This is a genomic window from Acidisphaera sp. S103 (assembly GCF_009765975.1).
Taxonomy (GTDB): domain Bacteria; phylum Pseudomonadota; class Alphaproteobacteria; order Acetobacterales; family Acetobacteraceae; genus Rhodopila.
Map to the genome: position 1 here is coordinate 34196 of NZ_LMUJ01000051.1, position 24726 is coordinate 58921.

Genomic DNA, 24726 nt, shown 5'->3' on the forward strand with positions numbered 1-24726 from the left:
GCCGATCCTGCGCAATTGTGCGAGACCGCGGCGACCTCGGCCGAGTACACCGGCCGTCTGCCGCCCCGCCTTCTGGGCGCCATCAGCCTGACGGAGACCGGCCGGGTCGATCCCGCCACCGGCCGGATCCGCCCCTGGCCCTGGACGATCAATGCCGAGGGTGTGGGTCAGTTTTTTGACACACGCCAGCAGGCGATCGCCGCCGTCAAAGTGCTGCAGGCCAGGGGTGTGCAATCCATCGATGTCGGTTGCATGCAGGTGAACCTGATGTATCACCCCGATGCGTTTGCGTCGCTGGACGACGCGTTCGATCCAGCGATCAACGCGACTTACGCCGCCCGCTTCCTCAATTCGTTGTACGTCGGCAGCAAGGACTGGGCGACCGCCATCGCCGCCTACCACTCGGAGACGCCGGACTTGGGCGACGCCTATCGCGTGCTGGTGATGGCCCGGTGGCACAATGGCGACCTGCACGCCCCGGTCGCGGCACAGAGCCCGTACGGCGATTTCGCGCAGACCGGCCAATCCAATGCCGATCCGGCCTACGGCGCGTTCGCCCCCCGGTCACTGGTCTATGGGGCCTTCGCACGGCACTGATCAGCCGCCCGTCTCACGCCAAGGCGAGCATCACCACACCCGCACAGATCAGCGCGAGTGCGCCAAGCTGCATCGCGCCCAGCGGTTCGGCGAACCCGTAATGCCCGATCAGTGCCGCCGCGACGTAGGAGATGGCAGTGCAAGGCAGCGCGACAGACATCGGAATCCGCCGCAGCGCGACGATGTAAAGCAGTGCCGCGCCGCCGTACAGGCACAACCCGACCATGGTGCGGATATCGAACAGTTGGGCGATGAAATCCGGTGCCCCGGCGCCGGCCTTCAGCAATGTCTGCCCCGCCATGCTGGTGACGATGGCGACCGACAGAACCAGCCAATAGACGCTCACGCCAGGTCCTCGCCCACCACATTGCGCTGGATGTTGCGCACGGTGCCCTGTGGCTTGCCGTTGGCGGACAGGAAGGTGCGTCCGACATACTCGCCCAGCACGCCCAGGATCATCGACTGCACGCCGGACACCAGCAGCAGCACCGTCATGGTGGAGGCCCAGCCGGACGGCGTCTTATGCACGAACAGTGCCTCCGCTATCGTGGCGACGGCGCCGACCGCCCCCAGCACCGACAGCCCAAGGCCGGCGAAGATCGCCAGCCGCAGCGGCGCCAGCGAGAAGCTTGTGGCCAGGTTCAGCCACAGCCGCACCAGCCGAACCAAGGTATAGTTCGATCGGCCTTCCTGCCGGGGCAGATGCCGTACCTCGATGCTGCCGATGTGCTGGGTCACCTGCATGATCAGGCCGTCCACATATGGATAGGGGCCGCTGTAGCGGGTGACAGCGTCCACCACCATCGCCGACATGCAGCGGAAGGACGACAGGTACAGCCCCTTCGGCTTGTCCAGCAGGCGGTCGGCCACCCCGTTGGCGAAGCGGCTGCCCAGGTTGCGCCACCCGGCATGCTGCTTCACCGCGTAGCGGGTGTAGACCACGTCCCAGCCGCCCAGGCGGGCATGGTCGTAGAGTTTCACGACCTCCTCGGGCGGGTTCTGCAGGTCGTCGTCCATGGTGATGACGAAATCGCCGCTGGCGTGGCGCAACCCGGTCATCACCGCGTTATGCTCGCCGTAGTTGCGTGCGTGCTCGATATAGACCAACGGGATCCGAGCGGTTTCCAATAGGGCGCGGCATACGTCGCCGGAATTATCCGGACTGCCGTCGTTGACCAGCACGACCTCCAGCCCGCCCGCCGGATGCAGGTCGGACAGCGCTTCCACCAGGCGTCCGATGGTCGTGGCGCCGCGATAGACGGGGACGACGATGGACAGGCCGACCCGGGTCGTCCGGGGTCGCACGATGGTCGTCTCGAAGAGGGTAACCGTGTCGTTCATGGTGTCTCTGCTATGGCCAGCACCGATCCGCCAACGGGCAGCGGGACGGGCAGGCGTCGTTCGAATTCCGTCATGCCATGCAAAGCCGCATCGATCCATGGCGGAAACGGGGCGACATCGGACACGGCGCCGCCGCGCGCAAGGATTTTTCTCTGAACGATCATCAGCGGCAGCAGCAGGCCGTTCCAGTAGCGTGCCCCCACCCCTTGGAAGCCGGCTTGGCGCAGCATCGCCGCGGTCGCCGCGACGGTCAGCCGGCGGACGTTGTGGACCCGGCGGTCGTGGGCGGACAGCATCCATTGATACGCCGGCATATTCAGCACCAGCCGGCCGCCGGGCCGCAGCACGCGCTTCAGTTCGGCCAGCGCCGCCGCCAGGTCCACAGCGGCATGGCACAGCACGTCGGCCGAGACGACGGCATCGAAGCCGCCGGTGGCGAACGGCAGGGCGTTCACGCTGCCCCGAATCACCGCGGCCCCGGATTTATGGCGCGCGCGGGGGGCAGCGGCGGGATCCCACTCGACGCCAAAGCCGGCCAGGTCGGGACGCCGCTGGCGCAGCAGGGCCAGGAAGCCGCCGGTACCGCAGCCGGCGTCGAGCACTCGCCCGCGTGCCGCCGCCAGGCCGTCGAGCAGGCGCGCATGCAGGGCGCGGTACCACCACATGCGATCCTCGGCGGCATCCATAAGGGCGTATTCGGCGGGGTCCATCCGTCAGCGAGTCGCGATCGATGAAAGGCCGGATCATCGGCGCAGCGAACCCGGCGCGACGCAAGAGGGAAGATATGTTTCGGTGGGGCAGGCCGACCCTCCGACACGACGAAATAAATGCATTGTCCATCGTCGATCGGCAGCCGGTCACCACGTTGGGTGCGGGTGGACCCCTCGGCCGTGCAATTAACAGAGGATGAACGCGAATTAAAGTCATTGTTCACCGAACGCATTCCGGCGGAGGGATGATGGAAACCGGTGGTCATACCGCGATCATGGGATTGAAAATGTCCTTTTCCAGTCGGGAACTGTTGTAAATTCTCTATTTGATCTCTCGATCTGGCCGCGGCTGGATCGGTCGCGGCTGGCGCCGTCTGGCCGGCGCGCGGGGCGGTTCATCGCCGGTTCGGCCGCATTGACGATGCCGGATGGCGGATGGTAGAAATCTACGTCGTATCAATAATAACACAACCGCAGTCTTGGGAGAAATTTCGAATGTCAGTGACCCGCCGCCATGTCCTGGCCGGCTCCGCGGCCGGGGTGGCCACGCTCGCGTCCGGCCTTGCCCGGCCGGCAATTGCCGCGTCCGAACCGATCAAGATCGGCTTCCTGCCGGCGCTGACCGGTCCCGGTTCCTCCACCGGCGTCGCGATCAATCGCGGCACCATCCTTGCCGTCGACGAGATCAACGCCGCCGGCGGCGTCAACGGCCGCAAGATCGAGCTGATCACCCGCGACACCCAGAGCGATCCGACCAAGGCAGTGAACGGCGCGACCGAACTGACCCGCCGGCAGAAGGTGCATGTGGTGTGGGGACCGCTGAACTCCGGTGAGGCGCTGGCCGCCACGCCGCTGATCGCCCGGGACGGCATTCCGCAGATCGATCCGTGCTGGGTGGACACGCTGACCGACGTGAAGAAATACCCGCTGGCGTTCCGCAACGCGCCGACCAACCACCAGATCGGCGCCGCGGCCAACCGCTATGTGACCGATGTCCTGAAGCTGAAGAAGATCGCCGTGATCGGCGACACCACCGGCTATGGCACCGCCTCGGTCGAGACTTATGTCGGGATGCTCAAGGCGCAGAAAGACGTTTCCGTCGTCTATCAGGGCGACGTCGACGCCAGCAATCCCGACCTGAAGCCGGAACTGCTGCGCATGCGCGACGCCGGTGCCGATGCGATCATGCCATGGAGCGTGAACGCCGGTTTCCTGTCGCGCATCATCAACACCCGCGGCGACATGGGCTGGGACGTGCCGATCGTCGGCCAGACCACCCTGGGATCCGGCCAGACCAAGGCGCTGCTGTCGAAGCCGGAGTATTGGAACAAGGTCTACCAGAACAACTTCCTCAACTGCAGCTACAACTCGGCCGGCCAGTTGGTCCCCCGAGCCGCCGCCTTCGTCGAACGGCTGAAGAAGGCCAATATCGAGATGGGCGACACGCTGCTGTGGTGGATCGCCATCGGCTACGACACGCCGCATCTGATCGCCGACGCCGTGAAGGCGGCCGGTAGTTCGCCGCAGGACATCGCCGGCTACTTCAACAAGCTGTCGAAATGGCCGGGCGCCTACGCCGATATCACCTGGACGCCGGAGGAACACAACGGCTTCCCGGACAATGAGATCGTGATGTGCCAGGCCAATTCGCTGCGTGACGGCGCGTTCAATCTCGCACCCGGCTACGGCGCCTGATCGGATGATCGAGTCGATCGTCGTCTATGGTTTGGCGATCGGAGCGGTCTATGCGCTGATCGGCATCACCTACAACGTGATGTTCACGGCATCTCGCGTATTCAGCTTCACCGCCGGCGCCGTCGGCATGCTGGGCGGCGTCTTCGGGGCGCTGTTCATCAACCGTCTCGGCCTGCCGGTGGTGGTCGGCTTTGTCCTCAGCCTGGCCGGCGGCGCGCTGGTCGGGGTCGTCACCGAAGTGGTCACCGTGCGGCCGGTGCTGAAAAGCCTGGAACAGCATTTGTATGTGTTGTCCACGCTGGCCTTCGCGCTGCTGATCCAGCAGTTCACTGCCATCATGTGGAGCACGGAGCCGCAGCCATTCCCGCGGTTGCTGCCGTTCGGTCCCGGCCTGCTGGACCAGCAGTTCTGGATTCCGGTCCTGGCCTGTGTGGCGACGCTCGTCGGGCTGGAACTGCTGTATCGCCGCACGCTGGTCGGGCGCGCCTTCATGGCGATTTCCGAGGATACCTACGCCGCTCGGGCCATCGGCCTGCCGGAACAGGGGCTTCGCATGACCAGCTTCGCGCTGGCCGGGGCGATCGGCGCACTGGCAGGGTTTGCCGGCGGTGAAGTGCTGCTCGCGTTCTTCGCGAATGAGCCGATGCTGAATTTTTACGGATTTGTGCCGGTGGCGCTGGGCGGCATGGGCAACAACCGAGGCGCCGTGGTCGGCGGCTTTGCCCTCGGGCTGTTCCAGCAGGCGGCCAACTTCCTTGTGGGCGGCATCTTCGCGTCTGTCGCTGTCTTCGTGGTGTTCATCATTGTCCTGCTGGTCCGGCCCGAGGGTCTGGCGGGTGCGGCGGCCGGAAGGCGCGTGTAATGGCCGACGGCATGACATCGGCCCCGCGTCCTCGGACGGCGGGCACGGGCGGCCAGGGATGGCTGCAACCCCTGCTGCCTTTCCTCGGCCTCGGTGCCATCGCCGTCTGCCTGCCCCTGGTCGGCGACAGCTACTGGAGCATCATCGCCAGCCGAGCCTGCATTTACTGGATACTGGTCTCCGGACTCAATTTGGTGGTCGGCTTCGGCGGCCAGATCGCTATCGGCTGGGTGGCACTGCTGACTCTGGGTGCCTACACCACCAGCGTCCTGACGGCGGGGACCGTCACGCCGGCGTTCTCGCCTTATCTCGCGTTGGCGCTCTCCGGCGTGGTCGGTGCGATCGCCGGCGTGATCGTCGGCCTGCCGGCATTGCGCCTGCGCACCTTCTACTTTGCGATGACCACCCTGGGCTTCGCCACCATCGTCACCCAGATCGCGCTGGCCTGGCAGAGCGTCACCGGCGGCGGTGTCGGTGTCGCCGGTCCGGTGTTCCCCGCACCGTTCGACAGCTCCTGGGGCTTCTACTATTTCTGCCTCGGGCTGGCATCGATCTGCACCTGGATGACGGCGAACATCGCCGCCAGCCGCTTCGGCCGCGCGTTGGTCGCGATCCGCGATTCCGAGGTTGCGGCGGAGGCGGCCGGCATCTCCAAACCCATGCTGCTGGTCGTGGTGTTTCTGTTCAGCGGCGCCGTTGCCGGCATCGCCGGCGGGCTGTTCGCGTCGCTGCAATCCTACATCACGCCCGACGCCTTCACCTTCGACCTGTCGGTGTTGTTCTTTATCGCCATCCTGATCGGCGGCCGAGGCTCCATCATGGGCCCGCTCCTCGGCACTATCCTGCTGACCGTCCTGCCGGAGTTCGCGGCCCCGCTGGTGGCGTGGTCCACCTTCCTCTATGCCGCGCTGCTGCTGGTCATCGTGCTGGTGATCCCCGGCGGCATCGCCGAACTGCTGGATTTCAAGAATCGCCGCCCGCTGGAGCGCCACCGCGAGATCATCCCGCGTCCCGAATTGCTGACCGACCTGCTCGACGCCAACCGCAAGGGGACTCCCCTGACCCTGGAAACCATCACGCTGAGTTTCGGCGGCGTACGGGCGATCGACGGGCTCGACCTGGAACTCCGTCCCGGCGAGGTGCACGGCCTGATCGGTCCCAACGGCAGCGGCAAGACGACGACGCTGAATGTGATTTCCGGCTACTACGCGCCGGACAACGGAGAGGTCCGGCTGAATGGTGCCGTGCTGGCGCCGAAAGCGCCGACCACGCGTGCCGGCCACCGCATTGCTCGTACCTTCCAGACTCCGCGGCTGATCGGCGGCGCATCGGTGCTGCAGAACGTGATGATCGGCGGTTCGGTCGATGGGCACTGCACCTTCGCCGAAGCCATGCTGATGCTGCCGCGGCATTTGCGTGACGAGGCAACGTTGCGCCGGTCCGCCATGGCGGCGCTGGCGATCGTCGGCCTCGACTTGCTGGCCGCGGTGCGGGCCGACCGGCTGCAGCACAGCGAACTGCGCTTCATGGAGATCGCCCGCGCCCTGATGCTGCGCCCGGCCTTCGTGCTGCTGGATGAGCCGGCCGCGGGTCTGTCGGCCGAGGAAATCCGCCGCCTGGGCGCACTGATCGTCGCCATTACCCGCACCGGGACCGGCGTGCTGCTGGTGGAGCACCACGCCGACCTGATCTTCGACATCTGCGACCGGGTGACCGTGCTCAACCTGGGCAAAGTGCTGGCCGCCGGAACGCCGGCGGAAATCCGTTCGCATCGGGAGGTCGTCAATGCCTACCTCGGCGCCTGAACCGCTGCTGACGATCAGTGGCCTGTCCGCCGGCTACGGCAAGATCGGCGTCCTGCGCGACATCGGCCTGACGATCGCCCCGGGTGAGTCGGTGGCGCTGTTGGGACCGAACGGTGCCGGCAAGACCACGCTGTTGCGGGCGATATCCGGGCTGCTGCCCTGGTCGGGGCAGATCCGTTTCGGCGGCAAGGACATGGCCGGTTCCAGCCCGCGCGACACCGTGCGCGCCGGGCTGGTGCATGTAATCGAGGGCCACCGTGTCTTCACCCAACTGACCGTGCTGGATAACCTGTTGCTCGCCGGGTACGGCATGGCGCGCGGGGAGCGTGCGACGCGGGTGGAGGAAGCCCTGACCTACTTCCCCGAGATCGCCGCTAAGCGCAACGACGGGGCCGGGACGCTGTCGGGTGGCCAGCAGCAGATGCTGGCAGTGGCCCAGGGCCTGGTGCGCCAGCCGCGCCTGCTGATGCTGGATGAACCGTCAGCCGGCCTGTCGCCAGTGCTGGTGGACCGCGTGCTGGCCGTCGCCGCGCGTTTGAAGCAGACCGGGACGGCTGTATTGCTGGTGGAACAGCTGATCGAGAAAGCCCTGGCCATGGCCGACCGCGTCTACGCCCTGGCGCGCGGTTCCATCGTGCTGGAGGCCGCAACCAGTGAGTCCGACCTGCCGAACCGGCTGGAACATGCCTATTTCGGCCAGGACGTCAGCGCGCCGCTTCAGGCGTAGAGATCCGCGTCGCGGAAAATGATGGGTTGATTGCCACGCGATTTCGATTCCCTCGCGATCCCGTCAGTTTGAAAATTCCTGATGAGGAACGTGATCGTTGTACTGCTGCCCGGCGTCTCCCCGTCCGCTTGCTGAGTGGGTGTCAGGCCGGGGATTCTCAACACGAAGAAAGCCGGAGGGCCACGAAGAAGAAAGCCACGTCACCCAACGAAGCGCCACAGGCCGTTTTTCAAAACGCAGCACAGGGAAGTTGCCAGGAGATCCGCCAAAGGCCGCTCATGCGCGGGAAGATGCATAGCCGCGTGTCATGGCTTGGTGGCGGCACGCTCGGACCGGTACTCTGGCGCGTCTTGATAGGTAATCCAACGAGGCATTAGACCAATACCGATCTAACGTTGCAACGAATCTCCGTGGCGCTTCGTGGTCCTTCGGCTTTCTCCGTGCATAGAAATCAAGGAAGACCGAACGAACGCTTGCGTTCCACCCGGCCACGTACATCGGGATACGACAGTCACGAAGCGCCCCAGTCGCATCAGATCGGTCGGGAACTCTCTAAACCCCACACCCCTCGTCCCGCAGCAAATCCATCACCGCATCGGGCGGCACATCGGCGCTGGTAAACGCCTGCCCGATCCCGTGCGTCAGCACGAAATGCAGCGCCCCATCCCGCATTTTCTTGTCGCGCCGCATGTGCCCGATCAGCGTCTCGGCCGAAAACCGCCGGTTCAACATGGACAAATCCGCCGGCAGCCCCACCGCCGAGACATGGGCGATCACCCGTTCCGCATCCGCCGGCGGACACAGCCCCAACCGCACCGACAGCTTGAACGCCAGCCCCAGGCCGACCGCCACGCCTTCCCCATGCAGCAAGCCGCCATCGTAGCCGTACTCCGCCTCCAGCGCATGGCCGAACGTGTGCCCCAAATTCAGCAGTGCCCGCCCATCGTTCGGCTTTTCCTCCCGCTCATCGTCCCCGACCACTGCCGCCTTGAATGCGCACGCCCGCTTGATCGCCTCCGCCTGAGCCTCCCGGTCGCCCGACACGACACCCTGGCCATGCCGCTCGCACCACGCGAAGAACGCCGCATCACCGATCAGCCCGGCCTTGGCGATCTCCGCATACCCCGCCTTCAACTCCCGTGGCGGCAGCGTCCCCAGCGTCCCGGTATCCGCCAGCACCATTTTCGGCTGATAGAACGCGCCCACCAGGTTCTTGCCCCGCCGCGTGTTCACCCCCGTCTTGCCGCCCACCGACGAGTCCACCTGCGACAGCAGCGTCGTCGGGATCTGGATGAACGGCAGCCCGCGCAACGTCGTCGCCGCCGCGAAGCCGGCCAGGTCGCCGACCACGCCGCCACCCAGGGCGATCACCGCCGTCCGCCTCTCGACCCTGGCCTCCAGCAACTGGTCCACCACGTCGAGGTAGGTGTCCATGCTCTTGGACGCCTCGCCGCCCTTGACGACGATCGAACTGGCGCTGATCGCTGTTTCCGCCAATCCATCCATCAGCGTCTGCAGATGCAGCCCCGCCACGATCTGGTCGGTGACCACCACCGCCCGCTTCTGCTGCAGCTTCGGCGCCAGCAGCGCACCGGCGCGAGCCAGCAGATTGTCGCCGATCACCACGTCATAACTCGTGCTGGGCAGCACCACATGCAGCCGCCGCGCCGGCTTCCAGTCCAGCAGCGCCGCCATCACGCCCGAGGTGGTCACATCCGGCGGCTCATCGCCGCAATCGACGATGACGTCGGCCTCGGCATAGATCGGATACCGCACCGCCATGAGCTCACGCAGCGTGTCCTCGCGGTCACGCCCATTCAGCAAAGGCCGGTTCTCCCGCCCCGCCACGCGGCGAACCAGCGTCGGCAGGGTGCAGCGCAGCCAGACGCTGATCGCGTCGGCCCGAGTCGCTTCCCGTGTATGCGAGTCCATGAACGCGCCGCCGCCGAACGCCAGCACCATCGGGTCGCCGGCTAGCAGGCGCCGGATCACCCGGCGTTCGCCGTCGCGGAACGCTGCCTCACCGTATCGTGCGAACAGTTCGGGGATGGTGCAGCCGGCCGCCAGCTCGATTTCCTGGTCGGCGTCGCGGAACGGCAGGCCCAGGCGCGCGGCCAACCGGCGGCCGATGGAGGTTTTCCCCGCCCCCATCAGGCCGACCAGCGCGACGCTGCGTCCGGCGATCGTATCGGGGATCGGCAAAGCCTCCCGCAGAGCAGTATTGCGTGTCATGGGTCCGGACGATAGAGCATGGCCGCGCCGGGTGGAACGGCCAACGCGGGTGAATCATGCTGCCAAACAACGAGCTAGGCGATTTTCAGGCTGCCCGGTGGGTCTGGAAATGGTTTAGCACATCGGTCTCCGAACGGGCGATCGCCCGCGAGTCGAACAGCCCGTCAGTCTGAAGGTCCGGCAAACCGGTTTCAGGAGCCTCGATGATCCGTATTTTCTTTTTTGTCGTCCTGGCCGGCCTGGTCGCGCTGGCTGGCGGTGTGCTGATGCTGGGAGTGTTCCCGCCCGCGCCGCACCCGCAGACGGTGGAGAAAGTCGTGCCGAACGACAAATTCACCGCCCATTGAGATAGACCCCACAGGATGGATTCCCGGGTCGACGCCTTCCTGGAGATGCTGACCGTCGAACGCGGGGCCGCCCGAAACACGATCGCATCCTACACCCTGGACCTGAGCGATTTCGCCGCATACGCCGCCGGCCGGGGTTTCGCCGCCGCCAACGCGGATGCGGCGACTTGCCAGGGTTACATGGCGTCGCTGCACGCCCGTGGCCTGTCCGCCCGCACCGCCGCCCGGCGGCTGTCGGCGCTGCGTCAGTTCCATCTGTTCCTGCTGCAGGATGGCGTGCGGACCGACGATCCGACCAGCCAGCTCGACACGCCCCGTCTGCCGAAGCCGTTGCCGAAATTTCTGGCGGAGGCGGAAGTCGATGCCCTGCTGGCAGCCGCCGCCCGCAAACCCGGCCGTCCCGGTGCCCTGGCGCAGGCCGCCCTGGAGCTGTTGTACGCCACCGGCATGCGGGTGTCGGAACTGTTATCGCTGCCCCGAACGGCGTTGGGCGCGAAGGCCGAGGTGATGATCATCAAGGGTAAGGGCGGCAAGGAGCGGATGGTCCCGCTGTCCACCGCCGCGAAGCAGGCGGCGTCAGCGCTGCTGGCCGCGACGGAAGCGAAAAGTCCGTGGCTGTTTCCCGGCCGAGACCCAAAGCAAAACCTGACCCGGCAGGCATTCTTCCTGTTGCTGAAGCAGGTCGCGCTGGAGGCCGAACTGGACCCGGCCAGGGTGTCGCCGCACGTGTTGCGGCACTCGTTCGCGTCGCACATGCTGGCGCGCGGCGCCGACTTGCGCAGCCTGCAGATGCTGCTGGGCCACGCGGATATCTCCACGGTGCAGATCTACACCCATATCCAAACCGAGCGGCTGCGCAAGCTGGTGGAAGATCACCATCCGCTGTCGGAGCATTGGGTCGATCCAAGGTAGAAACGACTGTCGTCGGTAAACGCAAAGACCCCCGAACGCCTGTCGCGTTATCGGGGGTCAAAGCGAAGAATATCTTCGCGTTCGGCATGTATAGCCGAACTTTGCGTGGTCTGTTGATTCAGCCGCCGATGCCACGTTGGTCGGCGACTATGAATAACTCAGGTGGCGTCATGCTGTATCTACACCCTCCTGTTCTGTTGCAGATGAAGCCTGCTCTTTGTGACAACCACATGTCAAGCAGATCGTGCCTCGACAAGGCCGCCGCCGGCATTATCCATTTGGCGATTATACGAAACTATCTGATGTCGATACATAAGTATGACTTGGCGCGAGATTCCGGCCTCTTTCACTGATCTTGCGACCTGGCTCGGCATCCAAATCCGGTGGCTGAGACGACGGCGCGTCCCGTGCGGTTGACAATGCCCTCGTGCCATATTACTTTCATTATGAAAGTTATAACGTCGCGATGCCGCGCCCGCCAGTGGCGCCATCCAAGCAGATGGGCCACACGATGAACACCGCAACCTCCACCGGGCCGTCACAGGCACCGGCGATGAGCCCGCGCACCCGCAAACTGCTGCAAGGCGCCATCGTCCCCACGCTGGTCGGCATGGCATGGCCGAACATCCTGGTGATGTCGGCGCAGGCCTCCACCGGACTGATCGAGACCTGGTGGGTCTCCCACCTTGGCACCGACGCGCTGACCGGCATGGCGCTGGTGTTTCCCGGCTTCATGATGATGCAGATGATCTCCGGCGGCGCCATGGGCGGCGGTATCTCCTCGGCGATCGCCCGAGCGCTGGGCGCCGGTCGGAACCACGATGCGAACGCGCTGGTAATGCATGCCATCATGATCAACGTCGCGCTGGGACTGATGTTTTCCATCCTGATGCTGACCTTCGGCCGCCCGCTGTATGTGGCGATGGGCGGGCAGGGCAGGTCGCTGGACGCGGCGATGCTGTACTCCAACGTGGTGTTCGGCGGCACGGTGCTGGTCTGGCTGATGAACGCGCTCGCCAGCACGATCCGCGGCACCGGCAATATGTTCATACCCGCCATGGCGATCTGCATCGGCGTGGTGGTGCTGATCCCGCTGTCCCCGGCGCTGATCTTCGGCTTCGGTCCGATCCCCGCGATGGGCATCCAGGGCGGAGGTCTCGCTGTCATCATTACCAACGTCATGACCGGGTTGCTGCTGGCCTGGTATATCCTGCCCGGCCGCAGCGTCGTCCGCATACGGCGGGCTGCCCTGCAATGGCGGATGTTCTCCGAAATCCTGCGTGTGGGGGCGGTCGGCGCCGTCAGCACGCTGCAAACCAGCCTGACGATCCTGCTGACCACGGCACTCGTCGGCGCCGCGGCAGGCCCCGACGGCATTGCCGGGTATGGCACCGGCGGGCGGCTGGAATATCTGCTGATCCCGCTGGTGTTCGGCTTCGGCGGCCCGATGGTGGCGCTGGTCGGCACCAATATCGGCGCTGGCCAGCCCGAACGCGCCTTGCGCATCGCCCTGACCGGCGGCGCATTGGCCTTCCTGTTGACCGAGACCATCGGCCTCGCCGCCGCCACCTGGCCCTACGCCTGGCTTGGCCTGTTCGGTCACGATCCGCGGATGCTGCAGATCGGCGCCGCGTATCTGCGTGCGGCCGGTCCGGCCTATGGCTTCTTCGGCCTGGGCCTGTCGCTGTATTTCGCCTCCCAGGGCGCAGGCCGCCTGATGTGGCCGCTGCTGGCCGGATTGTGCCGGATGCTGATCGCGGTGGGTGGCGGCGGACTGGCGCTGCACCTGACCGGGTCGCTGCACTGGCTGTTCGGCTTCCTGGCGGCGGCGCTGATCGTCTATGGGGTGATGCTGGCGATCGCGGTGAAGTCCGGTGTATGGTTTCGTGCGAAACCACCGGCGCACCAGCCCGAGCCGGCCGATGATGGTCGATGCGTTCGCGGCGAGGCGATTGTCCGGGCGTAATACCGGCCTGCGATCGAGGCCGAACCTTGATTCGTCGTGGTTCGGTGCCTGTCCGGGCCATTTGCCACGGTAAAGTTCAGATGGCCCGGACTTCGCGGTCCATGACGAGGTCCATGTGTCAAACCGACTCCAAGGAAAATCGTTTCTCCAACGCTCTGCTAAACCCACTACCGTCGGGGACACTGTGTTCAGCCCCCCGTCAACGTTTCCCCGCCCAAGGCTCGGGAAACGCGTATCGCCCGGGTGCGCAAATCCTCGCCGACGGTCGTTAGGCCGACGCGACGCATCTGCTCGCTGACACCAACGACGACCAGGGCGTTGATCGAACCGTTCGGCATACGAACCGGTGCCGCGACGATGCTGACGCCGCGGATATAGCGTCCGTCGTCAACGGCATATCCGGCATCCCGAACGGCATGCACCTCCTTCCGCCAGGCCGCCAGCGTCGGAGGATTGTCCCACCGCAGCTTGGTGAAATGTGCCTGGATCTCCGCCCACGGATAGGTGCCGAACGCGGCGACACAGCGGCCGGTGGCGCTGATCAGCGCCGGAAAGCGGCTGCCGATATCGACATGCACGCGCAGCGGCGAATCGGAACGCGCCATGGCTACGACAATCATGTGTTCCAGGCCGCTTGCCTCCACCCCGATCGCGGTCGCGCCGTATCGTTGCGCCAGTTCGTCCAGGTCCGGCTGCACGACCGCCGGAAACGTGTGCTGACGCAACGCCGAACGCGCCAGGGCCACCAGGCCCGAGGCAACAGCGTATTTCTTCGACACGGGATCGGCCGTCACCAGATTTTCGTCGGCCAGCACACGCAAGATGTGCAGGCAGGTGCTGGGGACAAGGCCGAGCGCCCTGGCAATTGCCTGAACGCCCAGTGGCTCGTCGGTTCGGCCCAGCAGGCGAAGGATGGCGATCCCGCGCGTCAGCGCCGGAACCTGCCTGATCCGGGGCGCTTTTTTTGCCGGTTTAAGGTCGGCGGCGGTCTTGTGTCGGGCGTCTATGTTCATATTGTCCTCATACAACAGAACTCGGGACCAAAGGTAGCCCGGCTAAATTGTCTCCAGACAATATATAAGGCGTCTTGACAACGTTCGCGGTCAACGCTCAGCTATCGTAAAATGATGGTTGAGGAAGCGACAAGATAATGAAAACATCTGGAACAATCACACGTCGCGTAATGCTTGGTGCGGCGACAGCCACGGCGCTGGCGCGTCCGGCCCTGTCGCGGGCTGCGTCCGCGCCGGTGCGGATCGGCTTGTTGAGCGACGTAGCCGGCCCTTACCGGAACGTTGGCGGTCCCGGCGCCAAGGTTGCCGTCGATCTCGCTGTCGAGGATTTCGGCGGCACCCTGCTTGGCCGGCCCATCGAGGTCGTGCAGTCCGATATCCAGAACAAGCCGGACATATCCAGCGCCAAGGCCCGTGAATGGATCGATAACGGATTCAACGTGCTGGTTGACGGGGGTGCAACATCCTCCGGCCTTGCGGTGCAAGAGGTCGCACGCGAGAAAAAAACGATCTACCTGGGCAACGGGCCGTCCGCGACCGACTTTACCGGGAAATTCTGCTCGCCGTACGGGTTCCGGTTCTGGGGCGACACCTATTCGCTGTCGAAGGGAACCAGCACCGCGCTGACCAAGGCCGGCGGCGACACCTGGTTCTTCATCACGGCGGATTACACGTTCGGCTATTCCTTGCAGGCCAACGCGACACATTTCATCGAAGCCGCCGGCGGCAAAGTGCTGGGTGATGCCAAAGTGCCGCTCGGTACTACCGATTTCTCCAGTGCCATGGTGCGGGCACGCGCGTCCGGCGCCAAGGTTGTCGGCTTCGCCAACGCGGGTGCGGACCTGCAGAACTGCATCAAGCAGGCCTCCGAGTTCGGCATCGTCAAAGGCGGCCAGGGTCTCGCGACACTTTTGATGTTCGTGACCGATGTCGTCGCACTGGGCCAGGACGTGTGTGAGGGGCTGGTGCTGACGAATTCCTTTTACTGGGACCTGACACCCAAGACGCGAGCGTGGGCGGAACGGTTTGTAAAACGAATGAACTTGCCGCCGACAATGGTGCAGGCCGCCGATTACTCCGCCGCGATGCATTGGATGCGGGCGGCGAAGGCGGCCGGTACCTTGGATGCGGATACGGTGGCGGCAAAAATGCGGGCAATGCCGGTCAACGACTTTTATCACGACAATGTACCGGTCCAGGCCAATGGCCAGGTGTTGGACGCGATGCATGTCTGGCGCGTCAAACCAACCGCGAAAGCAACGCACAAATGGGACTTCTATGAGTCGATCTCGACGATCGACGGCAAGGACTCCTTCATCCCGTTGGCTGAAACGGGATGCAAGTTGACCTGAACGCTACTGTGACCGGGGTTGGCCCCGGTCACGTCACGCAGCCCTCAGTGGCTTGGTAATTCGACAATGCCCGTGCCCAGCACGGAAAGTTCGCCATCCTGGTTGACCGCCGACTGCTCGATCTCGACCAGGTGGCGCGCGCCGTCCTGAAATTTCCGTATGACCTTGCCATCGATGAACAGCAGATCGCCCTCCGGATTGTGGCGGCGGATCTTGCACGTCGCCCGGCGCAGGAACCCGTCGTCACCCATCCAGTTGGTCAGGTGGTGCGTCAGCCAGGAGCAGCGTTCCGGACCGTAGTCATAGGCGCCGGGCGCACCCACCATCAGGGCGAACTCCGGTTCCCAATGCACGCGTTCGGGGCAGTCGGGAATACCGAACCGGTTCTTGATGCCAAGGCCAGGATGGTTATGCACCTGCCGCCACGCCAGCTTGTTGGCCCGAATGTAAAGGCCGCCCCAGCCCTGCGCATAAGCGATGAAGCCGGTGACCGTCATCGGTCCCTTCGCCATCGTCGGCAACACCTCGCCAACGGTAACATCCTGCCAATACCGCGGCGTGGCGCCGCGGATCGTCTCCGCCGCGTAAAGGTCATAGACGCGCGCCAGTTCCTCGTCCGTATAGACACGGGGCGGGCGGGCGCGGACTTCGGTGTATTTCGTGCCCTGCTCGCGAGCCTGATCGCGGTCGGTGCGAAAGCACCAGCTATCGGCCTCGGCCACCAGGTCGCCAGCCGGGTTGAAGAAATTGACGTGATAGATTTGCTGAACCGCGCGGCCGGCGAATTTCGTGTCGTGCTCGATCAGATCCTTCAGCCAGGCCTCGGTGGTGATCGCCTGGTTGCGCAACACCGGCTTGTGCCAGGTCCAGTCCGCGCCGGCCCACATCGCGTGCACGCCGGGAATCCCGCCGACGTAGCCCGAAATGATCCGGCTGGTGGTGAACAGGAAGCTCGGCAGCGCGATGATGTCGCCATATTGGGTTTTGGCGGCGTAGCTGGGCTCGCACCACAGCGGGTTGTCGTCGCCGATTCCGTGCGCGTAGTGACGGATGTTGTCACGGGTCGCTTCGTAGCACCAGGGTTCGGCGGTGTTCTCGATCGGCACGTTCTGGCGCGCACGCAACGCATCGAGCGCTTCGTCGGTGATCCTGGCAAAACGACGTGTGGGTTCCGCGTTCATGCGTGTTTCCTTTGTTGAATAGCTTCCTGGTCGCGCAACGCCTTGCGATTGATCTTCCCGGCCGGCGTCCGCGGCAGGTCCGCAACGAAAGCCACAAGCCTCGGGTATTCGTGCTGGCTCAGGCGGGTGCGGACAAAGCTCTGGATGTCGGCGACAACGGAATCGTCCGTCGCGTGGCCGGCCACCGGCACGATGAACGCTTTGACGACAAGGCCCCGCAGCGCATCCGGCACACCGATCACCGCCGCGGCCTGCACGGCGGGATGCCTAAGCAGTGCGTTCTCGATTTCCACCGCGCTCATGGTCCAACCGGCCGAGATGATCACGTCGTCGGCCCGCCCGGCATGGTAGAAATACCCGTCCGAGTCCACGCGTCCCCGGTCCTTGGTGGGGAACCAGGCATCGTGCCGGCGCACCTTGATTTCACCCAGTTCGTCCGGCTCGCAACGGGACCCGTCCGGCCGCTGCACCTCGACCTCGACCCCCGGAACCGGCCGGCCCAGCGCCCCTTCCTTGACCAGGAAGTCCGCGGCGCCGGGGTAGTTCGCCAGGACGACGCCGACCTCGGTCGTGCCATACATGCTGCACAACTTGGTGCGGAACGCATCCTGGATGAACAGCGACGTTTCCGGGTCGATCGGCTCCCCGGTGAACGAAAGCTTCCGTAGCGACGTCCCGAAATCGCCGATCCGGCCGCTGTTTTTCATCATCCGGTAATGCGTGGCGGCGGCGGACAAATTCGTCGTCCGATATTCCCCCAGCGCCTGCAGCAGACGATCGGTATCGAAACGACCAGCATAGGCGCCGGTTTCGATACCCAGGGCCAACGGCGCCAGCGTCCCATGCCAAAGCCCATGACCCCAGGCGGGCGAGGACGGGCAGAAGAACCGGTCCCTCGGCCTTAAACCCGTGCCGTACAGTGCCGCGTTCATCACCACGACCACGGCGCGGTGGGTGTGCCTGATCGCGTCCGGCATCTCCCGCGTGGTGCCCGACGTATACTGGAAGATCGCAAGATCGGTCGCCGCGGTCCGGGGCTTATATTCGTCCGGGAACGCCGCCAACCCAGCCATGAAGGCGTCATCCGCCACGACGACACGCGGGCCGTCGAATCCCGCCAGCGCGTCGGCCTTTTCCCGCGTGGTCAACAGCAGGGTCGGCGAGCAATCTTGCGTGCGCAACCGGACGCCGTCGGCACCGAACAAGGTGAACAGCGGCACCGCGATGGCACCGTGTTTTACCGAACCGAACAACGCGGCATAGAACGGCAGGGACGGTTCCAGCATGATGGCGACACGATCGCCGGGCGCCACGCCCTGATCTGCCAGCCAGTGCGCGAACCGCGATGACCAGATCGCCAGGTCCACGAAGCTGATCGTTTCATCCTGGCCGTCAGCGTGCGCGATGCGCAGTGCCACTCGGCCCGGTACCGCGTGACGATCGACGCATTCATGGCCGATGTTCAGGCGCTCGCGATTTCCGTCGAACAGGTCCCACAGACGCGCGGTGGAGAACAGGCGTTGGGCATCGGCATACGACGTGTAGTCCGTCAGCTTTGGCATGCGGGTTGAATCCTCCCGCGAAGGACTAGAAGCCGGGACAGCAGTGTTGTCAATAGGCATGATATATTGTATGTAGACAACAAAAGGGCATCGCGTGCCTCGGTCCTCGCCCGTCGCCATGACAAGCGGGGGACGATGTGGCACCCTTCGGCCCAACGGAAATCACCACACCGGAAAAATCCAAGGAGGCGCCCCAATGCCCGAACCCGCCACATCCGACGCTGTCGCCAACGTCCAGTTTCTGGCCGGTGTGAAGATCGTCGATCTCACCCAGTTCGAAGCCGGGCCATCCTGCACCGAGGCCCTCGCCTGGCTGGGTGCCGACGTGGTGAAGATCGAGAACCCGAAAATGGGCGACCCCGGCCGCCGCCTGCGCCCGGGACAACCGGACACCGACCCGTATTACTTCCACGTCTTCAACGCCAACAAACGCTCGATGACGGTGAATCTGAAGTCCCCCAAAGGACTCGCCCTGGTCAAGGACATGATCCGCCAGGCCGATGTGTGCATCGAGAACTTCGCCCCCGGCGCCATCGAACGCCTCGGCCTGGGCTACGACGTCGTCCGCGAACTCAACCCCTCTATCATCTACGCCCAGGTCAAAGGCTTCGGCGAGGGCAGCCCGTACGAGAAAAACCTGGCGTTCGACATGATCGCCCAGGCCTGCGGCGGCACCTTCAGCGTCACCGGCGATCCGAACGGTCCGCCGACCCGACCGGGCATTTCGCTGGGCGATACCGGAACCGGAATGACCATGGCGATCACCATCCTGGGCGCGCTGTTCAAGCGGAAGGAAACGGGGCAGGGGTGCCGGCTGCAAGTCGCCATGCAGGATGCGATCATGCACTACATGCGTATCAACTTCGCCACCCAGGGCCTGACCGGCAAGCCGGCGGAGCGCGGCGGCAGCAAGGTCGTCGGCGTCAACAATGCCCCGATGGGCCTCTACCCCTGCGCCCCCGGCGGCCCGAACGACTACGTTTACATCATGACCAGCCGAGCGAACCCGGACCATTGGGACCGGCTGCTGAAAGTCGTGGGGCGCGAGGAACTGATCGGCGACACCCGTTACACAACCCCGATGGATCGGGTGAACCGCGAGCCGGAAGTCGACGAAATCATCGCCGCCTGGACCCGCACCCGCAGCAAGCACGACGCCATGCGCGCCGTCGGCGAAGCCGGCATCCCCGCCGGTGCCGTCCTCGATACGATGGAGCTGCAGGACGACCAAAGCTTTGAGGATCGTGGCATCATGCAGGTCATGCACCACCCGATTCACAAGGACTTCAAGATGCCCGGCTGGCCCGTCCGCATCGATGGCAAGCCACCGGCCATCCGCTCGTCCCCGGTCCTAGGCGAACACACCGGCACAGTGCTAACCGAATGGCTCGGCCTCAACGCCCAGGCGGTCGAAGCGCTACGGGCCGACGGCGCGATCTGACAACCGAGGATACTCAGATGACCACAACAGACCGCGTCCGAATGACGGCCGCCGAAGCGCGCGCACTCGGTGAGGCAGCCATGCGCGGCGCCGGATACGACCAGGACGAAGCCCATATCCTGACCGACCACGTGCTGGACGCGGCCCTGTGCGGTTACGAGTATTCCGGCCTGCCGAAACTTCTGAACGTCGTCGACTATCCCCACTTCAAGAAACCACGCCACCCCGTCACCGTGGTGCGGGAGACCGGGCCGACCGCCATGCTCGACGGCGGCAACAACAGCGGCATGATCGCCGCCTACCGAGCCAGTGAGGCGACCATTCAGCGCGCCCAGGCACACGGCCTGGCCCTGATATGCCTCGCCAATTGCTGGATGACCGGACGCAGCGCCTATTACTGTGAGATGATCGCCCGCGCCGGCCTGGTCGTGATCCACACCGTCGCCTCACCCCAGGCCGTGGCGCCGTTCGGCGGCACGAAGGCGGCGTTGGGCACCAACCCGATCGCCTTCGGCTTCCCCACTGACGCCGATCCGCTGGTCATCGACATGGGCACATCGGCGTTCATGGGCACCGATCTGCAATTCCGGTCCCGTATCGGCACCCCCATCCCCGCAGGCGTCGCGCTGGGACCGGACGGCCAGCCCACCACCGACGCCAAGGCCGCACGGCAAGGCGCGCTGTTGCCCTTCGGCGGCCCCGAGGGCGGCTACAAGGGCTTCGGCCTCGCGCTCGCCATGGACGCACTCGGTGCCCTTGCCGCCGGCACACGGGCGGCGGGCGACATCGGCGGCTACATGTTCATCGCCTTCAAACCCGACCTGTTCATGTCGCCGCAGGACTACCGCCACGAAGTCAGCAAACGTATCGAAACGATCAAGGCCACGCCGCGCCAATCGGGCGTGGAAGAAATCCGCATCCCCGGCGAACGCGCCTACCAGACCCGAGCCCGCCTGTTACGCGAGGGGATCGAGATCGACCGCAAGATCCACGACGCACTGGGCCGCCTGGCCGCGGGAAACCTGGATCACGGCGGTCGATGACGACCGCCTGGCGATCATTCCGGCTTTGGGATTATCAGCCTGGCAGCGGCATTCTCCCATCCTGGTTCTGCTGGACACGGACGGTGCGCCGCTGGATCGCCAGCAAAGCGATGATGCTGATCACGGCGCTTGCCATCAAATAGAAACTGGGCGACAGCGGGTCGCCGGTCGCCGCGATCAGCCATGTGGCGACAAACGGCGCGAAACCTCCGAAAATCGTCACCGAGATGCTGTAGCTGAACGCGATCCCGACGGCGCGCGATTCGACCGGAAACTGTTCCGCCAGCAGCGATGGCAGCACGCCGCTGTATCCGCCCTTGATCAGGTTGAGGAAGCCGACGGCGAACATCGCGGTGGCGAGTGACGGGTACGCCACCATCAACCAGAATATCGGGTAGGCGGCGATGGCGAACAGCCACGCCATGGCCAGCATGATGCGCGTTCGTGGCGTTTTGTCGGAATAATGCCCGGCAACAACGGAAAAAACAGCCAGCAAGACCCCGCCAAGCAGTGTCGCCACGAAGCCGGTATAGGCCGGCAAGTGCAATGTCTTGACCGCATAGGTCGGAATATAGAGCAGCAGGTAATAAGAGCTGTTGGAGATTGTCGAGGCGAAGATCGCCAGCAGGACCGCAATTGGATGGCGGTGCAGCAGTTCGCCGATCGGCAAGGTCGGCGGTTTGACGGCGCCCAGGAATTCAGGCGTCTCGGCCATGCGTGAGCGGATGTAGAGACCGGCCGGCCCGACCAGCAAACCGAACACGTAGGGAAGGCGCCATCCCCAGGCGACAAGCTGCTGATGGGTCAGAAGCGTCGTCAACCCGAGACCGAACAGCGCGACAATGACCGAGATGATGCCGGTGCTGGACCACTGCCAGCTCGCGCTGAAACCCTTGCGGTCGCCGGCATGCTCCACGAGAAAAGCAACGGCGCTGCCGAACTCGCCGCCGACCGAGAATCCCTGCAAAAGCCGGGCGATCGTGATGATGACCGGCGCCGCGATGCCGATCGTGGCATAGCCGGGCGTGACGACCATCAGCGTCGTGCCAATCATCATCAACGCGATCGACAGCGTCAGCCCGGCTTTTCGCCCCGCTCGGTCGGTATAGGTGCCGATGAAGGCGGCGCCGATCGGACGCGCGACATAGGACAGGCCGAACGCACCGAAGGTGATCAGCAGCGACACGGTTGGATTACCGGTGGGGAAGAATACCTCGGCCAGCGTCGCGGCGAAGAAGCCGTAAACCAGGAAGTCAAACCATTCGAGCATGTTGCCGATCGTCGCCGCGACGATCACGCTGGTGAGACGCGGCGCAGCGACCGAAGCCGCGTTGTCGGCCATTTTTCAGTCTCCCTGTTTTTCCTTGGCGACCATTCGGTGCCAAGGCGAGACTACCGTCAAGAGGCCGCCCTGTGGCCATTCCACGGCGGCGATGGCACCATGGGCCCAACATCGAACGAGGGGAGACACCGTCATGGCAATGCGCATTCTTTGGCCGAACCTGCCGGCACAGCTTGTACCGGTCGCGACCGAAGCGGTCGGTTCGGGGTTCGAGACGGAATTCCATGAGAAATTCGACGACGTCACCGACGACCAATGGGCGAACGCGGACGCGGTGGTCGGCGGGTGCCCGCCGCAATACATCGACAAGCTGCGGAATTGCCGCATTTTCGTGAAATATGGCGTTGGCTACGACGATGTCGACATCGAGCGTTTCGGCAAGCTGGGCATTCCGGTCTGCAACGTGCCGGATTACGGCACGCGGGAGGTCGCCGACCACGCGATCGCCCTGATGATGACCCTGGCGAAAAGCGTCGCCTATCACGACCAGGAATTACGTGCCGACCTGAAGGGCAACTGGCGCCCGGCGCATAATCCGTTCGGACGTCGCCTGTCGGTGTGCACCTATGGTGTCGTCGGCATGGGCCGGATCGGCACCGCGGCGGCCAGACGCGCCAAGGCCTTCGACATGGACGTGGTGTTCTACGATCCGTACCAGCCGAACGGCTATCAGTTCGCGATCGGGGTAAGGCGTGCGGACTCGCTGGCCGAACTGATGGGGCAGTGCGACTTCGTCAGCGTCCACACGCCGCTGACAGCCGAGACTCGCGGGTTGATCGGTGCCGAGGCGTTTGCCGCCGCGAAGAAGGGGATGATCCTGATCAACACGGCCCGGGGGCCGGTGGTGGACGTCGACGCGCTGTACGACGCGATGAAGGACGGCACGGTGCTGGCGGCTGGACTGGACGTGTTGCCGGAGGAACCGGCGAATGTGCAACGGCGGCTGATCGCGGCATGGCAGAATAACGAGGACTGGATCCGGCACCGCCTGCTGCTGACGCCGCATTCGGCGTTCTATACGCCGGAGAGCCTGCGGGATAACCGGGCCTTCGCGGCTCGGACCGCGGCGCGGTTTCTGCGGGATGGCCGGTTGGAGAATTGTGTGAACAGGCAATTTCTGGTGGCGAAGGGGTGAGGGGGCGGGTTGAACGAAGGCCGGAGTCCGGATTGGCTTTACCGGTAGGCGCGATGGCCTAAAGGCATTCCTGCAACGCTATCTCGGTGACATTGCTGGAGCCTACCGTCTCGTGCTCGATATGGCGCGGTTCGACCCGCAAAAGCTGTCGAAGAATCAAGCTAGCCACGAATTCGCAGTGGGCGAGTTCGAGAAAGCGCTCATCAAGCACCGGGCAAAGAAGGCGGCGGCCTGAACTGCCTGTATTCACTCACGGCCGCCGGTGACTTAGATCACCGGCGGTCGATTCGGCGGTTCAAGCCTCGCTTCAAGACGAAGAAGTAACATAGCTATATCGCACTCTAAATCATCCCTGGGTGAGCTCGCCATCGGCCCGGATCATGCCGCCGGCGAATTACCCGCCTTCTATTGCCCGGCCGAGTGATGCCAATGCGACAGCCAACCTGGGCATGCCCAGCCGGTCTTCGGCGAGATAGTCGATGTACTGAGCTGGTGACATCGGCGTTCTCCTGAGATTGGCGCGGTGCATACGTATTCCGGCGAGGACCTGCGCCGGATGGCCGGCTAGCAGCCCAACGCAGAACGCGTCAGGCCGGGCTTTGGCCAGTTCATAATGGCTGAGCACCTCGGGTGAGAAATCCCTGATGTTGTGCGTCACAATGACAGCGGCCCTGGCGATGACCGCCGTCGCGACAACATGGGCATCCTTCCTTTGCGCCGCCGTCTTGCTCACGCCCTGAATGGTGGCAATGAGCGTTGACGGCGCCGGAACATTGGCCGCGGGAAACGCCCTTTCCATTTCGCTGCGCCGGTATTCGATTTTATCCATCGGGATGGTCATCCTGGAATGCAGGTTCCGCATCCATTCCGCATGGATATCGTCGGACCATATTGGCTCGAACGCCTTTGCTTCGGCGAGATGCAGAAGTAAGTTGGTCAATCTGCCCTGAAACAGGACACAGGCGTCGAGAACGGCGACCGGTACTGGCAAGGCCCCTCGTCCTGTCAGAAATCATAATCCTCGGTCAGCGTCACGAGATTGCTCAGCGCCTGCCGTTGCTGATGGGATTGCTCGATTTGATAATTCACGACCTCGGCCCGTGACAGCTTGTTGTGGGAGAGAACCTTGCGAGGGTGCAGTTGGCCTTTCGCGATCAGCCGCATGACCGACGGCCGCGACATCTGGAGAATGGTGGCTGCCTCCTGGGGGCTGATCTCATCAGCGACGGCGGTCGGCTTCGCAGCCTTGGCGCCGCCAATCACGACCCCGCCGCGCGGTAACTGCGACGAAACCGCATCAACGACTTTGAGGATGGATTTCAGCGTGCCCGCGTCCACCTCGATCTTGGTATTTGACCGCCGGCCTGCGAGGCGAGCGCGTAGCGCCCTGACCTCCCGCACGGCGTCCGCGATGTCCTTGGCGTTCAGAGCCGCCTGAATCTGGGCCACCATCGCATCCCTCC

At 64.5% G+C, this 24726-nt stretch carries 23 protein-coding genes; 13 read left to right on the forward strand and 10 right to left on the reverse strand.

Annotated elements, in window-relative coordinates:
* Positions 1–597 (forward strand): transglycosylase SLT domain-containing protein (locus GSQ89_RS14610; protein ID WP_158926374.1); only part of this gene is annotated, 597 nt, incomplete at its 5' end.
* 13 nt (positions 598–610) lie between these two features.
* On the opposite strand, the gene GSQ89_RS14615 is transcribed toward GSQ89_RS14610, so the two are convergent.
* The 3 genes from GSQ89_RS14615 to GSQ89_RS14625 are packed head-to-tail and all read right to left on the reverse strand — an operon-like array spanning position 611 to position 2648.
* Positions 611–943 (reverse strand): multidrug efflux SMR transporter, encoded by a 333-nt coding sequence (locus tag GSQ89_RS14615; RefSeq protein ID WP_158926376.1) that lies wholly within the window; start codon positions 941–943, stop codon positions 611–613.
* Entirely contained in the window at positions 940–1938 is a 999-nt protein-coding gene (locus GSQ89_RS14620) for a glycosyltransferase family 2 protein (RefSeq protein WP_158926378.1), read from the reverse strand. Before GSQ89_RS14620 ends, GSQ89_RS14615 begins: the two co-directional genes overlap by 4 nt.
* Positions 1935–2648, reverse strand: a complete 714-nt coding sequence (locus tag GSQ89_RS14625; RefSeq protein ID WP_158926380.1) for a bifunctional 2-polyprenyl-6-hydroxyphenol methylase/3-demethylubiquinol 3-O-methyltransferase UbiG — start codon at positions 2646–2648, stop codon at positions 1935–1937. The genes GSQ89_RS14620 and GSQ89_RS14625 overlap by 4 nt, the downstream gene beginning before the upstream one ends.
* A gap of 495 nt (positions 2649–3143) precedes the next feature.
* Here GSQ89_RS14625 and GSQ89_RS14630 point away from each other — a divergent pair, with 495 nt between their 5' ends.
* Genes GSQ89_RS14630 through GSQ89_RS14645 form a run of 4 tightly spaced genes read left to right on the forward strand, consistent with a single transcriptional unit; the run spans position 3144 to position 7737 of the window.
* Positions 3144–4343, forward strand: a complete 1200-nt coding sequence (locus tag GSQ89_RS14630; RefSeq protein WP_158926382.1) for an ABC transporter substrate-binding protein — start codon at positions 3144–3146, stop codon at positions 4341–4343.
* A gap of 4 nt (positions 4344–4347) precedes the next feature.
* Positions 4348–5205, forward strand: a complete 858-nt coding sequence (locus GSQ89_RS14635) for a branched-chain amino acid ABC transporter permease (RefSeq protein ID WP_158926384.1) — start codon at positions 4348–4350, stop codon at positions 5203–5205.
* A complete protein-coding gene (locus tag GSQ89_RS14640; RefSeq protein ID WP_216856173.1) occupies positions 5205–7010 on the forward strand; it encodes an ABC transporter permease subunit in 1806 nt (601 codons plus the stop codon). The genes GSQ89_RS14635 and GSQ89_RS14640 overlap by 1 nt, the downstream gene beginning before the upstream one ends.
* Positions 6991–7737, forward strand: coding sequence for an ABC transporter ATP-binding protein (locus GSQ89_RS14645; RefSeq protein WP_216856174.1), 747 nt, complete (start codon positions 6991–6993; stop codon positions 7735–7737). Before GSQ89_RS14640 ends, GSQ89_RS14645 begins: the two co-directional genes overlap by 20 nt.
* A 552-nt stretch (positions 7738–8289) precedes the next feature.
* Here the strand turns inward: GSQ89_RS14645 and aroB are convergent.
* Positions 8290–9969 (reverse strand): 3-dehydroquinate synthase, encoded by a 1680-nt coding sequence (gene aroB, locus GSQ89_RS14650; RefSeq protein WP_158926386.1) that lies wholly within the window; start codon positions 9967–9969, stop codon positions 8290–8292.
* A 203-nt stretch (positions 9970–10172) separates the two neighbouring features.
* Between aroB and GSQ89_RS38260 the strand changes: the two genes are divergently transcribed.
* The 3 genes from GSQ89_RS38260 (at position 10173) to GSQ89_RS14660 (ending at position 13194) form a co-directional block, all read left to right on the forward strand.
* A complete protein-coding gene (locus GSQ89_RS38260; protein WP_174254869.1) occupies positions 10173–10316 on the forward strand; it encodes a hypothetical protein in 144 nt (47 codons plus the stop codon).
* Between the two features lie 15 nt (positions 10317–10331).
* Positions 10332–11228, forward strand: a complete 897-nt coding sequence (locus GSQ89_RS14655) for a tyrosine recombinase (RefSeq protein WP_158926388.1) — start codon at positions 10332–10334, stop codon at positions 11226–11228.
* Positions 11229–11739: 511 nt separating this feature from the next.
* Positions 11740–13194, forward strand: a complete 1455-nt coding sequence (locus tag GSQ89_RS14660) for an MATE family efflux transporter (protein WP_174254870.1) — start codon at positions 11740–11742, stop codon at positions 13192–13194.
* 188 nt (positions 13195–13382) lie between these two features.
* On the opposite strand, the gene GSQ89_RS14665 is transcribed toward GSQ89_RS14660, so the two are convergent.
* Positions 13383–14207 (reverse strand): IclR family transcriptional regulator, encoded by an 825-nt coding sequence (locus GSQ89_RS14665; protein WP_158926390.1) that lies wholly within the window; start codon positions 14205–14207, stop codon positions 13383–13385.
* Between the two features lie 137 nt (positions 14208–14344).
* Here GSQ89_RS14665 and GSQ89_RS14670 point away from each other — a divergent pair, with 137 nt between their 5' ends.
* Positions 14345–15559 carry an ABC transporter substrate-binding protein gene (locus GSQ89_RS14670; protein WP_158926392.1) on the forward strand — a complete coding sequence of 405 codons (1215 nt, stop codon included), beginning with the start codon at positions 14345–14347 and terminating at the stop codon, positions 15557–15559.
* Between the two features lie 44 nt (positions 15560–15603).
* Here GSQ89_RS14670 and GSQ89_RS14675 read toward each other — a convergent pair whose 3' ends face one another.
* Positions 15604–16740 carry a MaoC family dehydratase N-terminal domain-containing protein gene (locus GSQ89_RS14675; RefSeq protein WP_158926394.1) on the reverse strand — a complete coding sequence of 379 codons (1137 nt, stop codon included), beginning with the start codon at positions 16738–16740 and terminating at the stop codon, positions 15604–15606.
* A complete protein-coding gene (locus GSQ89_RS14680; protein WP_158926396.1) occupies positions 16737–18302 on the reverse strand; it encodes an acyl-CoA synthetase in 1566 nt (521 codons plus the stop codon). The genes GSQ89_RS14675 and GSQ89_RS14680 overlap by 4 nt, the downstream gene beginning before the upstream one ends.
* A 196-nt stretch (positions 18303–18498) precedes the next feature.
* Here GSQ89_RS14680 and GSQ89_RS14685 point away from each other — a divergent pair, with 196 nt between their 5' ends.
* Together GSQ89_RS14685 and GSQ89_RS14690 are read left to right on the forward strand one after the other, a co-directional pair.
* Positions 18499–19743, forward strand: coding sequence for a CaiB/BaiF CoA-transferase family protein (locus GSQ89_RS14685; RefSeq protein WP_158926398.1), 1245 nt, complete (start codon positions 18499–18501; stop codon positions 19741–19743).
* A 17-nt stretch (positions 19744–19760) separates the two neighbouring features.
* Complete coding sequence (locus GSQ89_RS14690) at positions 19761–20786, forward strand: Ldh family oxidoreductase (protein WP_158926400.1); 1026 nt, start codon at positions 19761–19763, stop codon at positions 20784–20786.
* A 34-nt stretch (positions 20787–20820) separates the two neighbouring features.
* On the opposite strand, the gene GSQ89_RS14695 is transcribed toward GSQ89_RS14690, so the two are convergent.
* Positions 20821–22128, reverse strand: a complete 1308-nt coding sequence (locus GSQ89_RS14695) for an MFS transporter (RefSeq protein WP_158926402.1) — start codon at positions 22126–22128, stop codon at positions 20821–20823.
* 133 nt (positions 22129–22261) lie between these two features.
* Between GSQ89_RS14695 and GSQ89_RS14700 the strand changes: the two genes are divergently transcribed.
* Both GSQ89_RS14700 and GSQ89_RS39775 read left to right on the forward strand, forming a co-directional pair.
* Positions 22262–23263 (forward strand): C-terminal binding protein, encoded by a 1002-nt coding sequence (locus GSQ89_RS14700; protein ID WP_158926404.1) that lies wholly within the window; start codon positions 22262–22264, stop codon positions 23261–23263.
* 112 nt (positions 23264–23375) lie between these two features.
* Positions 23376–23498, forward strand: coding sequence for a hypothetical protein (locus GSQ89_RS39775; RefSeq protein ID WP_256367321.1), 123 nt, complete (start codon positions 23376–23378; stop codon positions 23496–23498).
* A gap of 159 nt (positions 23499–23657) precedes the next feature.
* Here GSQ89_RS39775 and GSQ89_RS14705 read toward each other — a convergent pair whose 3' ends face one another.
* Entirely contained in the window at positions 23658–24254 is a 597-nt protein-coding gene (locus tag GSQ89_RS14705; protein WP_158926406.1) for a PIN domain-containing protein, read from the reverse strand.
* Positions 24255–24268: 14 nt separating this feature from the next.
* The gene (locus GSQ89_RS14710) at positions 24269–24715 is read right to left on the reverse strand and encodes a helix-turn-helix domain-containing protein (protein ID WP_158926408.1); all 447 of its coding nucleotides are present in this window, start codon (positions 24713–24715) and stop codon (positions 24269–24271) included.
* Positions 24716–24726: the final 11 nt, after the last annotated feature.